9 protein-coding genes are annotated in these 12,840 nt (G+C 63.8%); 6 read left to right on the forward strand and 3 right to left on the reverse strand.

The window, feature by feature from the left end:
• Positions 1-322: 322 nt before the first annotated feature.
• Both A4C63_RS04195 and A4C63_RS04200 read left to right on the forward strand, forming a co-directional pair.
• Positions 323-2,779, forward strand: coding sequence for an EAL domain-containing protein (locus A4C63_RS04195; RefSeq protein WP_063911615.1), 2,457 nt, complete (start codon positions 323-325; stop codon positions 2,777-2,779).
• Between the two features lie 30 nt (positions 2,780-2,809).
• Positions 2,810-3,595: a TenA family transcriptional regulator gene (locus A4C63_RS04200; RefSeq protein WP_063911616.1), complete on the forward strand. Its 786-nt coding sequence runs from the start codon at positions 2,810-2,812 to the stop codon at positions 3,593-3,595.
• 118 nt (positions 3,596-3,713) lie between these two features.
• Here A4C63_RS04200 and A4C63_RS04205 read toward each other — a convergent pair whose 3' ends face one another.
• The 3 genes from A4C63_RS04205 to ubiG all read right to left on the reverse strand — a co-directional run bounded on the left by A4C63_RS04205 (position 3,714) and on the right by ubiG (position 5,979).
• Complete coding sequence (locus A4C63_RS04205) at positions 3,714-4,454, reverse strand: YciK family oxidoreductase (protein WP_015269300.1); 741 nt, start codon at positions 4,452-4,454, stop codon at positions 3,714-3,716.
• A gap of 152 nt (positions 4,455-4,606) precedes the next feature.
• The gene (gene mupP / locus A4C63_RS04210; RefSeq protein WP_063911617.1) at positions 4,607-5,278 is read right to left on the reverse strand and encodes an N-acetylmuramic acid 6-phosphate phosphatase MupP; all 672 of its coding nucleotides are present in this window, start codon (positions 5,276-5,278) and stop codon (positions 4,607-4,609) included.
• A 2-nt stretch (positions 5,279-5,280) separates the two neighbouring features.
• A complete protein-coding gene (gene ubiG, locus A4C63_RS04215; RefSeq protein WP_025338098.1) occupies positions 5,281-5,979 on the reverse strand; it encodes a bifunctional 2-polyprenyl-6-hydroxyphenol methylase/3-demethylubiquinol 3-O-methyltransferase UbiG in 699 nt (232 codons plus the stop codon).
• A 110-nt stretch (positions 5,980-6,089) separates the two neighbouring features.
• Between ubiG and mtnA the strand changes: the two genes are divergently transcribed.
• From mtnA to pheA, 4 genes are all read left to right on the forward strand, one after another.
• Positions 6,090-7,166: an S-methyl-5-thioribose-1-phosphate isomerase gene (gene mtnA, locus A4C63_RS04220; RefSeq protein WP_063911618.1), complete on the forward strand. Its 1,077-nt coding sequence runs from the start codon at positions 6,090-6,092 to the stop codon at positions 7,164-7,166.
• A 366-nt stretch (positions 7,167-7,532) separates the two neighbouring features.
• Complete coding sequence (gene gyrA / locus A4C63_RS04225) at positions 7,533-10,298, forward strand: DNA gyrase subunit A (protein WP_063911619.1); 2,766 nt, start codon at positions 7,533-7,535, stop codon at positions 10,296-10,298.
• 231 nt (positions 10,299-10,529) lie between these two features.
• Complete coding sequence (gene serC / locus A4C63_RS04230) at positions 10,530-11,615, forward strand: 3-phosphoserine/phosphohydroxythreonine transaminase (protein WP_063911620.1); 1,086 nt, start codon at positions 10,530-10,532, stop codon at positions 11,613-11,615.
• Positions 11,615-12,709: a prephenate dehydratase gene (gene pheA / locus A4C63_RS04235; RefSeq protein WP_025338102.1), complete on the forward strand. Its 1,095-nt coding sequence runs from the start codon at positions 11,615-11,617 to the stop codon at positions 12,707-12,709. The genes serC and pheA overlap by 1 nt, the downstream gene beginning before the upstream one ends.
• Positions 12,710-12,840: the final 131 nt, after the last annotated feature.

Here is a 12,840-nt window from a genome sequence, read left to right on the forward strand (position 1 = left end):
CTTGGCAGCCTGTGCGGGCCCCTGTGGGAGATAGCCCTTTGGGCTGCGCTGTTGCACAGGGAACAATGTTCGAGAGTGTGTCGCCTTCCCTTGTGGGAGCGGGCGTGTCGAGGCGTCGAACCGCCGCGAAGCAGACGACGCGGTGTATGGCACCGGCTTCGCCGGTGTTCGCGGGCACGCCCGCTCCCACAGTGCCAGTACAGGCCATACGCAAATCACCCCCTTTCCTGTCATAAAAAACCCAACCGTGGGGATGGCAAATGGCCTACGCTGTGCTTGTCTGGGTTGATTTGCGCCTTATCTGCTCTGTGACAGGGACTCCATGAAGGGACATCGCACTCTAGAAGCGCCAAAGTTGCTCGGCATCACCTGGCCCTTCATCGCCGTTGTGGTCTTCCAGGTAGCCTTGGGCAGCCTCAGCCTTTATACGCTCTCGGCCGTGCGTGCCTATGTCGCGGGCGAAAGCCTGTGGTCCAAGGCACAGAAAGACGCCATCTACTACCTCAACCTCTACGCCGAAACCCGCGACGACAGCACCTACCAGCGCTATCGCCAGGCTATCACCGTGCCCCAGGGCGACCACCAGCTGCGCGAGGTGCTGGACCAGCCCAGCCCAGACCTGAACGCCGCGCGCCAGGCCGTACTGCAAGGCGGCAACCACCCCGACGATGTCGAGCGGATCATCTGGTTCTACCGCAACTTTCGCAACGTCAGCTACATGCAGACGGCAATCGACTACTGGGACATCGGCGACGACTACCTGGGCAAGCTGGACATGCTGGCCGTGGAGATGCGCAGCAGCTTCGCCGCTGGCCCGGTCGACGCCCGCACGATCAGCGACTGGAAGGCGCGCATCGTCACCATCAATGAAGGGGTAACCCCGGCCGCCAGGGCTTTCAGCGATGCCCTGGGCGAAGGCTCGCGCATGCTGCTGCGGGTACTGCTGATCACCAACCTGCTGACCGCGATGTTCCTGATTGCCATTGCCTGGCGTCGCTCCAGCAAGCTGCTGGCCCAGCGCCAGGCCTTTGCCAGCGCCCTGCAGGAAGAAAAGGAGCGGGCGCAGATTACCCTGCAGGCCATCGGCGATGCTGTGATTGCCGCTGATGTGGAGGGCAGTATCGGCTACATGAACCCGGCCGCCGAGCAACTGACCCACTGGCAGGCTGGCCAGGCCCAGGGCCTGCCGCTGTCGGCGCTGTTCAGCCTGGTGGACGAGCAGGCCGAGGAAGACGGCCGCAGCCTGGTGGAGCAGGTGCTCAGCGGCAGCCTCAAGGGCGGCGCCGAACATGCCCGGCTGATCCAGCGCCTGGACGGTAGCACTGTGTCGGTCAACCTGGTCGGTTCGCCGATCGTCAGTGACGGCCAGGTCAGCGGCATCGTGCTGGTGCTGCACGACATGACTCAGGAGCGCCAGTACATCGCCAACCTGTCCTGGCAGGCCACCCACGACGCCCTGACCGGCCTGGCCAACCGCCGCGAGTTCGAATACCGCCTGGAGCAGGCGCTCAATGACCTGGCGCGCCAGGCCGGGCGGCATTCGCTGATGTTCCTCGACCTTGACCAGTTCAAGCTGGTCAACGACACCTGCGGGCATGCCGCCGGCGACGAGCTGCTGCGGCACATCTGCGCCGTGCTTCAATCCGGCCTGCGCGAAGGCGACACCTTGGCCCGGCTGGGGGGGGACGAATTTGGTGTGCTGTTGGAAAACTGCCCCCCCGACCAGGCCGAGCGCATTGCCGAGCAGCTTCGCCAGCTGGTGCAGAGCCTGCATTTCGTGTGGAAGGGGCGGCCGTTCGTCACCACCGTCAGTGTCGGTCTGGTGCACATGGCCCAGGCCCCCGGCACCCTCGAAAGCTCGCTGCGCGCCGCCGATATGGCCTGCTACATGGCCAAGGAAAAGGGCCGCAACCGCGTGCAGGTGTACCATGCCGACGACAGCGAGCTGTCCATGCGTTTTGGCGAAATGGCCTGGATCCAGCGCTTGCACGTGGCCCTGGAAGAAAACCGCTTCTGCCTGTACGCTCAGGAAATCGCCCCGCTCAAAACCTTCGAAGGCCCCGGCCATATCGAGATCCTGCTGCGCCTGCACGACGAAAGCGGCCGCACCATTCTGCCCAGCAGCTTCATCCCGGCGGCCGAGCGCTACGGCCTGATGACCGCGCTGGACCGCTGGGTGGTGCGCAATGTGTTCCAGGTCATTCGCCAGTGCCTGGACGAAGGGCGCGAGGGGCCGCTGTCGATCTGCGCGATCAACCTGTCGGGCTCGAGCATTGGCGACGACAAGTTCCTCGAATACTTGCAGCGCCTGTTCGTCGAATACGCCATCCCGCCGCGGATGATCTGTTTCGAAATCACCGAAACCAGCGCCATAGCCAACCTTGGCAGCGCCATCCGCTTCATCAACGAGCTGAAGGGGCTGGGTTGTCGCTTCTCGCTCGATGATTTCTGCGCCGGCATGTCGTCGTTCGCCTATCTCAAGCATTTGCCCGTTGATTACCTGAAGATCGACGGGAGTTTCGTCAAGGACATGCTCGACGACCCGGTCAACCGGGCCATGGTCGAGGTCATCAACCACATCGGTCACGTAATGGGCAAACGCACCATTGTCGAATTCGTCGAAACACCCTTGATCGAGCAGGCTTTGCAGGAAATTGGCGTGGATTACGCTCAGGGCTATCTCATCGAGCGCCCCCAGGTGTTCACCTGTGACAGTCTGCAGCGCCAACGGATCGCCGCCCGGCCTCTGTTGCAGCGGGCACCTGGCACGTTTCGCTAGCTAGAAATCACAAGGATCAAGGAGCTGAAAGTGATTGACGCATTCGTTCGTATCGGGCCTTTGATGGATCCCGCCAGCTACCCTCAATGGGCCCAGCAACTGATTGAAGACTGCCGCGAGAGCAAACGCCGGGTAGTTGAGCATGAGTTCTACGCGCGCCTGCGCGATGGCCAGTTGAAACAATCGACCATTCGCCAGTACCTGATCGGTGGCTGGCCGGTGGTGGAGCAATTCTCGCTGTACATGGCTCACAACCTGACCAAGACCCGCTATGGCCGGCACCAGGGCGAAGACATGGCGCGGCGCTGGCTGATGCGCAACATTCGTGTCGAGCTCAACCACGCCGACTACTGGGTGAACTGGTGCCAGGCGCATGGCGTGCACCTGCACGAGTTGCAGGCCCAGGAAGTGCCGCCTGAGCTGAACGGGCTGAACGACTGGTGCTGGCGCGTGTGCGCTACCGAGAACCTGGCCATTTCCATGGCGGCGACCAACTACGCCATCGAAGGTGCGACTGGCGAATGGTCGGCGGTGGTGTGTTCCACCGACACCTATGCGCTGGGCTTCCCGGAGGAGCAGCGCAAGCGGGCGATGAAGTGGCTGAAGATGCATGCCCAGTATGATGACGCGCACCCGTGGGAGGCGCTGGAGATCATCTGCACCCTGGCCGGCGAGAATCCGACCCTGGGGCTGCGCAACGAACTGCGCAGGGCGATTTGCAAGAGTTATGACTGCATGTACCTGTTCCTGGAGCGGTGCATGCAGCTGGAAGGGCGCCAGCAGGGGCGCATGCGCCCGGCGTTGGCCGCGGGCTGATCGCTCTCCTGTCCTGGCCTCTTCGTGGGTAAACCCGCTCCCACAACTACTGCGCTGCCCTCATGGCGGTGAATAACCCTGTGGGAGCGGGCGTGCCCGCGAAGAGGCCGGTGCAAGCCTACTGGGCGTTGAACGCCTGCCCATTCACCCCTTTGCTATCCGGACCCATCAGGTACAGGTACACCGGCATGATCTCTTCCGGCAGCGGGTTGTTCTGCGGGTTTTCGCTGGGGTATGCCTGTGCCCGCATCGCCGTGCGCGTGGCGCCCGGGTTGATGCTGTTGGAGCGCACCGGTGCCACGCCTTCCAGTTCATCGGCCAGGGTTTGCATCAGGCCCTCGGTGGCGAACTTGGACACGCCATAGGCGCCCCAGTAGGCCCGCCCCTTGCGCCCGACGCTGCTGCTGGTGAACACCACCGAAGCGTCTTCCGACAGCTTCAGCAGCGGCAGCAGGGTGCTGGTGAGCATGAAGGTGGCATTGACGTTGATGTGCATCACGCGCATGAAGTTGTCACCCGACAGCTGCTCCAGCGGCGTGCGCGGGCCGATGATCGAAGCGTTGTTCAGCAGGCCGTCGAGGCGGCCGAACTGGTCCTCGATCATCACCGCCAGTTCGTCGTACTGGTGGGGCAGGGCGGTTTCCAGGTTGAACGGGATCACCACCGGTTGCGGGTGCCCGGCGGCTTCGATCTGGTCGTAGACCTCGTTGAGGTTGGCCTCGGTCTTGCCCAGCAGCAACACGGTAGCGCCCAGCGCAGCGTAGGCCTTGGCGGCGGCGGCGCCGATGCCGCGGCCGGCACCGGTAACCAGGATGACCCGGCCTTGCAGCAGGTCGGGGCGGGCGGTGTAGTCGAACATGGTAGGTCCTTCGAGTTCGTTGGCGCGGCACCGTCCCCTGTGGGAGCGGGTTTACCCGCGAATGCGTGCGATCAGGCGCCGTTGTCATCTGGGCTGACGCATTCGCGGGTAAACCCGCTCCCACAGGGGCTGTGCTGCGGTCTAGACGGGGTTCAGCAGCCGCACAGCGCGCTGTCGATCACTTTGCGCAGTTCCAGCGGGTGGTCCACCACCACGTCGGCGCCCCAATTGTTGGGGTTGTCCTCTGGATGAATATAGCCGTAGCGCACCGCCGCCGTGCGGGTGCCGGCGTCGCGGCCAGACTCGATGTCGCGCAGGTCGTCGCCGACGAACAGCACGCTGGCCGGGTCCAGGTTCAGGGTCTTGCAGGCCAGGATCAGCGGCTCAGGGTCGGGCTTGCTGTTTTTCACGTGGTCCGGGCAGATCAGCAGAGCCGAACGCTCGGCCAGCCCCAGCTGCTGCATGATTGGCTCGGCGAAGCGCACCGGCTTGTTGGTGACCACACCCCACAGCAGGTTGCCTTTCTCGATATCGGCCAGCAGTTCGGCCATGCCGTCGAACAGCTTGCTGTGCACCGCGCAGTCGCGCTGGTAACGCTCGAGGAACTCCAGGCGCAGGGGCTCGAAGCCTTCGGCCTCCGGGTTCATGGCGAAGGTGGCGGCGACCATCGCCCGGGCACCGCCGGAGATCACGTCGCGGATCAGCTTGTCATCGACGGCCGGCAGGCCGCGCTCGGCGAGCATGGCCTGGCAGATGGCGATGAAGTCCGGCGCCGTGTCGAGCAAGGTGCCGTCCATGTCGAAGAGTACTGCTTGCAAGCGCATGCTCATTCCTCGCGCAGGGTCTGGATCATGTAGTTGACGTCAACGTCGCTGCTGAGCTTGTAATGCTTGGTCAGCGGGTTGTAGGTCAGGCCGATGATGTCCTTCACCTGCAGGCCGGCAACGCGGCTCCAGGCGCCCAGCTCGGACGGGCGGATGAACTTCTTGAAGTCATGGGTGCCGCGCGGCAGCATCTTCAGGATGTACTCGGCGCCGACGATGGCCAGCAGGTAGGCTTTGGGGTTGCGGTTGATGGTGGAGAAGAACACCTGGCCACCAGGCTTGACCATGCGGTAGCAGGCGCGGATGACCGAAGACGGGTCGGGCACGTGCTCGAGCATTTCCAGGCAGGTGACCACGTCGAACTGCTCGGGCATTTCCTCGGCCAGGGCCTCGGCGGTGATCTGCCGGTATTCCACTTGCACGCCCGACTCCAGCTGGTGCAACTGGGCCACGGCCAGCGGCGCCTCACCCATGTCGATGCCGGTGACCGTGGCGCCGCGCAGGGCCATGGCCTCGCTGAGGATGCCGCCACCGCAACCCACGTCCAGCACTTTTTTGCCGGCCAGGCTGGCGCGCTCGTCGATCCAGTTGACGCGCAGCGGGTTTATTTCGTGCAGCGGCTTGAACTCGCTTTCGCGGTCCCACCAGCGGTGGGCCAGCGCTTCGAACTTGGCGATTTCGGCGCGGTCGACGTTGCTCATTGAACAGTCCTCTGAAACTTCGCAAAATTGCGCCGGAGTATACCCGAGCGCTCGGCCCCGAGGGTCGCTATAATCGCCGGCTTTTGATATCCGAACGACGGGGAGAGGCGATGCGCGAGCGACTTTTGGCGGCGGAGAAGGTGACCGGGATCCGCTGGCAGGACGGCGTCTTGCATCTGCTCGACCAGCGCCTGCTGCCGTCAGAAGAACGCTGGCTGGCCTGCGACAATGTCGCGCAGGTGGCGGCGGCGATCCGCGACATGGTCGTGCGCGGCGCCTCGGCCATCGGCATTGCCGCGGCCTATGGCCTGGTGCTGGCCTTGGAAGAGCGGCTGGCCGAGGGGGGCGACTGGGAAATGGACCTGGAAGATGACTTCCTCACCCTGGCCGAAGCGCGCCCTACCGCCGCCAACCTGTTCTGGGCGCTGAACCGCATGCGCGAGCGCCTGCAGCGCCTGCGTCCGGATGAGGGCGTGCTGGCGGCGCTGGAGGCCGAAGCGGTGGCCATTCATGAAAGTGACCGCGAAGCCAACCTGACCATGGCCCAGCAGGGTATCGAGCTGATTCGCCGTCACCAGGGCAACGCCCAGACCCTGCTCACCTACGGTAATGCCGGCGCCCTGGCCGGTGGTGGTTTCGGCACTGCGCTGGGGGTGATCCGCGCCGGCTACCTGGAGGGCATGGTCGAGCGGGTGTATGCCGGCGAGACACGCCCCTGGCTGCATGGCTCGCGCCTGACCGCCTGGGAACTGGCCAACGAAGGTATCCCGGTGACCCTGTGCGCCGACTCGGCGCTGGCCCACCTGATGAAGAGCAAGGGCATCACCTGGGTGGTGGTGGGCGCGGACTGCATCGCCGCCAACGGCGACGTTGCCAGCAAGATCGGCACCTACCAGCTGGCGGTCAGCGCCATGCACCACGGCGTACGTTTCATGGTGGTGGCGCCGAGCACCAGCATCGACCTGAACCTGGCCACGGGTGAGGACATCCCGCTGGAAGAGCGCGCTGCCGACGAGTTGCTGGACATTGGCGGCACCCGCGTGGCGCCGGATGTCGAGGTATTCAACCCGGTATTCGACGTGACCCCGGCCGACCTGATCGACGTGATCGTGACCGAGCGCGGCATCGTCGAGCGGCCGGATACCGCCAAGCTGGCGCAACTGATCTGCCGCAAGCGGTTGCACTGATATTCGTAGTGCCTGTGCCGGCCTCTTCGCGGGTAAACCCGCTCCCACAGGTGTGCCGTCTCCCTCAGGCCTTGTGATAACCCTGTGGGAGCGGGTTCACCCGCGAAGAGGCCGGCACAGGTTATGGAAGATCAATATCCAAACCCGCTTGAGGCCACCTGCCACATCTCCCCACCGCCCCTGCCTTTGTGATAACATCCGGCAGTTTCCAAGACCGCCCACCACAGCGGCCTTCATTGCGCAGATCCATGGCACAACTCATTGATTTGTCGTAAGTCGTCGCACCCTTATGCGCTGCGGCGGCGAGCTTCGTTCGGCCCTTGATGGAGCTGCGAAGTTTCACCAGAAAAAGGAATCAGGCTTCTCATGGGCGAACTGGCCAAAGAAATCCTCCCGGTCAATATCGAAGACGAACTGAGACAGTCTTACCTCGACTACGCGATGAGCGTGATTGTCGGGCGAGCGCTGCCCGATGCGCGTGACGGCTTGAAGCCCGTGCATCGTCGCGTTCTCTATGCGATGAGCGAACTGGGCAACGACTGGAACAAGCCGTACAAGAAATCCGCCCGTGTGGTCGGTGACGTGATCGGTAAGTACCACCCGCACGGCGACACCGCGGTCTACGACACCATCGTGCGTATGGCCCAGCCGTTCTCGCTGCGCTACCTGCTGGTCGACGGCCAGGGCAACTTCGGTTCGGTGGACGGCGACAACGCCGCGGCCATGCGATACACCGAAGTGCGCATGGCCAAGCTGGCCCACGAGTTGCTGGCCGACCTGCACAAAGAGACCGTCGACTGGGTGCCCAACTACGACGGCACCGAGCAGATCCCGGCGGTCATGCCGACCCGTATTCCCAACCTGCTGGTCAACGGTTCCAGCGGTATCGCCGTGGGCATGGCAACCAACATCCCGCCGCACAACCTCGGCGAGGTCATCGATGGCTGCCTGGCACTCATCGACAACCCCGAAGTCACCATCGATGAGCTGATGCAGCACATCCCTGGTCCGGACTTCCCGACTGCCGGCCTGATCAACGGCCGCCAGGGCATCATCGAGGCCTATCGCACCGGCCGTGGCCGCATCTACATGCGTGCCCGCTCCGAAATCGAAGACATCGACAAGGTTGGCGGCCGCCAGCAGATCGTGGTTACCGAGCTGCCGTACCAGCTGAACAAGGCGCGCCTGATCGAGAAGATCGCCGAGCTGGTCAAAGAGAAGAAGATCGAAGGCATCACCGAGCTGCGCGACGAGTCCGACAAGGACGGCATGCGCATCGTCATCGAGCTGCGTCGCGGCGAGGTGCCGGAGGTGGTGCTCAACAACCTGTATTCGCAGACCCAGCTGCAGAGCGTGTTCGGCATCAACGTCGTCGCCCTGGTAGACGGTCGTCCGCGCCTGCTCAACCTCAAGGACCTGCTCGAAGCGTTCGTCCGTCACCGCCGTGAAGTGGTGACCCGCCGTACCGTGTTCGAGCTGCGCAAGGCCCGTGAACGCGGCCACATCCTCGAAGGCCAGGCGGTCGCGCTGTCCAACATCGATCCGGTCATCGCCCTGATCAAGGCCTCGCCGACCCCGTCCGAAGCCAAGGAAGCCCTGGTCTCCACTGCCTGGGAATCCAGTGCCGTGCAGGTCATGGTCGAGCGCGCCGGCGCCGATTCCTGCCGCCCTGAGGACCTGCCGGAGCAGTACGGCCTGCGTGAAGGCAAGTACTACCTGTCGCCGGAACAGGCACAAGCCATTCTCGACCTGCGCCTGCACCGCCTGACCGGCCTGGAGCACGAGAAACTGCTGGCCGAGTACCAGGAAATCCTCGAGCAGATCGGTGAGCTGATCCGTATCCTCAGCAGCGCCGAGCGCCTGATGGAAGTGATCCGCGAAGAGCTGGAAGCCATCCGTGCCGAATACGGCGATGCCCGCCGCACCGAAATTCTCGATGCGCGCCACGACCTCAACTACGGCGACATGATCCCGGAAGAAGAGCGCGTGGTGACCATTTCCCACGGCGGCTACGCCAAGACCCAGCCGCTGTCCGCCTACCAGGCCCAGCGCCGTGGCGGCAAAGGCAAGTCGGCTACCGGGGTGAAGGACGAGGACTACGTCGAGCATCTGCTGGTTGCCAACAGCCACGCCACCCTGCTGCTGTTCTCCAGCAAGGGCAAGGTTTACTGGCTGAAGACCTACGACATCCCTGAAGCGTCCCGCGCCGCTCGCGGCCGCCCACTGGTCAACCTGTTGCCGCTGGAGGAAGGTGAGCGCATCACCGCCATGCTGCAGATCGACCTCGAGGCCCTGCAGCAGAACGCTGACGCCGACGAAGAGCTGGAGGACGCGGAAGACACCGTGCTCGAAGGTGAAGTGGTCGAGGCCGAGGAAGTGGACGAGGAAGACGGCGACACCCCTGAGTGGGTGGCCGAGCCGACCGGTGCCTACATCTTCATGGCCACCGCTTCGGGTACCGTAAAGAAGACCCCGCTGGTGCAGTTCGCCCGTCCGCGCTCCAACGGCCTGATCGCCCTGAAGCTGAAGGAAGGCGACACCCTGATTGCCGCGGCCATCACCGATGGTGCCAAGGAAGTCATGATGTTCTCCGACGCCGGCAAGGTGATCCGCTTCGCTGAAAGCGTGGTGCGCGAGATGGGCCGGAACGCCCGTGGCGTGCGCGGCATGAAGCTGGGCAAGGGCCAGCAGATCATCTCCATGCTGATCCCGGAATCCGGCGCGCAGATCCTCACCGCCTCCGAGCGTGGCTTTGGCAAGCGCACCCCGCTGTCCAAGTTCCCGCGTCGCGGCCGTGGTGGCCAGGGCGTGATCGCCATGGGCACCAAGGGGCGCAACGGCCTGCTGATCGGCGCCATCCAGGTGCAGGAAGGCGAAGAGATCATGCTGATCTCCGACCAGGGCACGCTGGTGCGTACCCGCGTTGGCGAAGTGTCCAGCCTGGGTCGTAACACCCAGGGTGTGACCTTGATCAAGCTGGCTACCGACGAGACACTGGTGGGCCTGGAGCGTATCCAGGAGCCGTCCGAGGAGGAGCTCGATGATGTGATCGAGACGGACGAAGAGGGCGTCGAGGCTGAAGCGCCAGACAACGAAGAAGCTGCTGGCGCCGAAGAGGCCCCGCAGGAGTAAGCAAGCGTAGAACCCGAACGGGGCGACCAAGGTCGCCCCGTTTGACTGATTAGAGTTGGCAACGTCCTCAAGGGCGGTGCAATAGCCTGTGGGAGCGGGTTTACCCGCGAAGAAGACACCGCGGTGCATGGCAAGGGCTTCGCCCTTGTTCGCGGGTAAACCCGCTCCCACAGGGTTACTGGCAGCATCGAAGATTGACGATTTGTTCTATTTGGCAGAGCGAGAGTGGATGTGAGCAAACGAGCCTTTAACTTCTGCGCGGGCCCTGCCGCGCTTCCTGACGCTGTTCTGCAGCGCGCCCAGGCCGAGATGCTGGATTGGCGTGGCAAGGGCTTGTCGGTGATGGAAATGAGCCATCGCAGCGACGATTACGTGGCCATCGCCGAAAAGGCCGAGCAGGACCTGCGTGACCTGCTTTCCGTCCCCTCCAACTACAAGGTGCTGTTCCTGCAGGGTGGCGCCAGCCAGCAGTTCGCCGAAATCCCGCTGAACCTGCTGCCGGAAAATGGCACCGCCGATTACATCGAGACCGGCATCTGGTCGAAAAAGGCCATCGAGGAAGCGCGCCGCTTCGGCAACGTCAACGTCGCCGCCAGCGCCAAGCCCTACGACTACCTGGCCATCCCGGGCCAGAACGAGTGGAAGCTGACCAAGAACGCCGCCTACGTGCACTATGCGTCCAACGAGACCATCGGTGGTCTGCAGTTCGACTGGGTGCCGGAAACCGGTGACGTGCCGCTGGTGGTCGATATGTCGTCCGACATTCTCTCGCGCCCGATTGACGTATCGCAGTACGGCCTGATCTACGCCGGCGCGCAGAAGAACATCGGCCCGAGCGGCCTGGTGGTGGTGATCGTGCGTGAAGATCTGCTGGGCCACGCCCGCAGCAGCTGCCCGACCATGCTCGACTACAAGGTCTCGGCCGACAACGGCTCGATGTACAACACCCCGGCCACCTACTCCTGGTACCTCTCGGGCCTGGTGTTCGAGTGGCTGAAAGAGCAGGGTGGCGTCGATGCCATGGAGCAGCGCAACCGCGCCAAGAAAGACCGCCTGTACGGCTACATCGACAGCAGCGAGTTCTACACCAACCCGATCAGTCACAACGCCCGTTCGTGGATGAACGTGCCGTTCCGCCTGGCTGACGAGCGCCTGGACAAGGCCTTCCTCGCCGGCGCCGATGCCCGTGGCCTGCTCAACCTCAAGGGCCACCGTTCGGTAGGCGGCATGCGCGCCTCCATCTACAACGCCCTGGGCCTTGAGGCAGTCGAAGCCCTGGTGGCCTACATGGCTGAATTCGAGAAGGAGCACGGCTGATGTCCGAGCACGAACTGAAGGCGCTGCGCGTTCGCATCGACAGCCTCGACGAGAAGATCCTCGAGCTGATCAGCGAGCGCGCCCGTTGCGCCCAGGAAGTGGCCAAGGTCAAGACCGCCTCGCTGGCCGAGGGCGAAAAGCCGGTGTTCTACCGCCCCGAGCGTGAAGCTGCCGTGCTCAAGCGCGTGATGGAGCGCAACAAGGGCCCGTTGGACAACGAAGAGATGGCGCGGCTGTTCCGCGAAATCATGTCGTCGTGCCTGGCTCTGGAAGAACCGCTGAAAATCGCCTACCTCGGCCCTGAAGGTACCTTCACCCAGGCTGCGGCCATGAAGCACTTCGGCCACGCGGTGATCAGCCGGCCGATGGCGGCCATCGACGAAGTGTTCCGCGAAGTGGCGGCTGGTGCCGTCAACTTCGGCGTGGTGCCGGTGGAAAACTCCACCGAAGGCGCGGTCAGCCACACCCTGGACAGCTTCCTCGAGCACGACATGGTGATTTGCGGCGAGGTCGAACTGCGCATCCACCACCACCTGCTGGTGGGCGAGAACACCAAGACCGACAGCATTACCCGCATCTACTCCCACGCCCAGTCGCTGGCCCAGTGCCGCAAGTGGCTGGATGCGCACTACCCGAACGTGGAGCGCGTGGCCGTGTCGAGCAATGCCGAGGCGGCCAAACGGGTCAAGGGCGAGTGGAACTCGGCGGCGATCGCCGGCGATATGGCGGCCAACCTGTATGGTTTGACTCGCCTGGCCGAGAAGATCGAAGACCGCCCGGACAACTCCACGCGCTTCCTGATGATCGGCAGCCAGGAAGTGCCGCCGACCGGCGACGACAAGACTTCGATCATCGTTTCGATGAGCAACAAGCCGGGTGCTTTGCACGAGTTGCTGGTGCCGTTCCACCAGAACGGCATCGACCTGACTCGCATCGAGACCCGCCCGTCGCGCAGCGGCAAGTGGACCTACGTGTTCTTCATCGACTTCGTCGGCCACCACCGCGACCCGCTGATCAAGGCGGTGCTCGAGCAGATCAGCCAAGAGGCTGTGGCGCTGAAGGTGCTGGGGTCTTATCCGAAGGCAGTGCTTTGATCTGAGGTTGTTGGGGCCGCTTCGCGCCCCATCGCGACGCAAGGCCGCTCCCACAGGTGTTGTGCAGACCTCGAAACTGTACTGGCCCCTGTGGGAGCGGCCTTGCGTCGCGATGGGCTGCAAAGCAGCCC

The organism is Pseudomonas sp. p21 (assembly GCF_001642705.1).
GTDB lineage: Bacteria > Pseudomonadota > Gammaproteobacteria > Pseudomonadales > Pseudomonadaceae > Aquipseudomonas.

What these genes read in the sequence shown, in the direction of transcription:
- A4C63_RS04195 (WP_063911615.1), top strand. Translation starts at nt 323, where the DNA reads ATGAAGGGACATCGCACTCTAGAAGCGCCAAAGTTGCTCGGCATCACC.
- A4C63_RS04205 (WP_015269300.1), bottom strand. Translation starts at nt 4,454, where the DNA reads ATGTTCGACTACACCGCCCGCCCCGACCTGCTGCAAGGCCGGGTCATC.
- mupP (WP_063911617.1), bottom strand. Translation starts at nt 5,278, where the DNA reads ATGCGCTTGCAAGCAGTACTCTTCGACATGGACGGCACCTTGCTCGAC.
- ubiG (WP_025338098.1), bottom strand. Translation starts at nt 5,979, where the DNA reads ATGAGCAACGTCGACCGCGCCGAAATCGCCAAGTTCGAAGCGCTGGCC.
- mtnA (WP_063911618.1), top strand. Translation starts at nt 6,090, where the DNA reads ATGCGCGAGCGACTTTTGGCGGCGGAGAAGGTGACCGGGATCCGCTGG.
- gyrA (WP_063911619.1), top strand. Translation starts at nt 7,533, where the DNA reads ATGGGCGAACTGGCCAAAGAAATCCTCCCGGTCAATATCGAAGACGAA.
- pheA (WP_025338102.1), top strand. Translation starts at nt 11,615, where the DNA reads ATGTCCGAGCACGAACTGAAGGCGCTGCGCGTTCGCATCGACAGCCTC.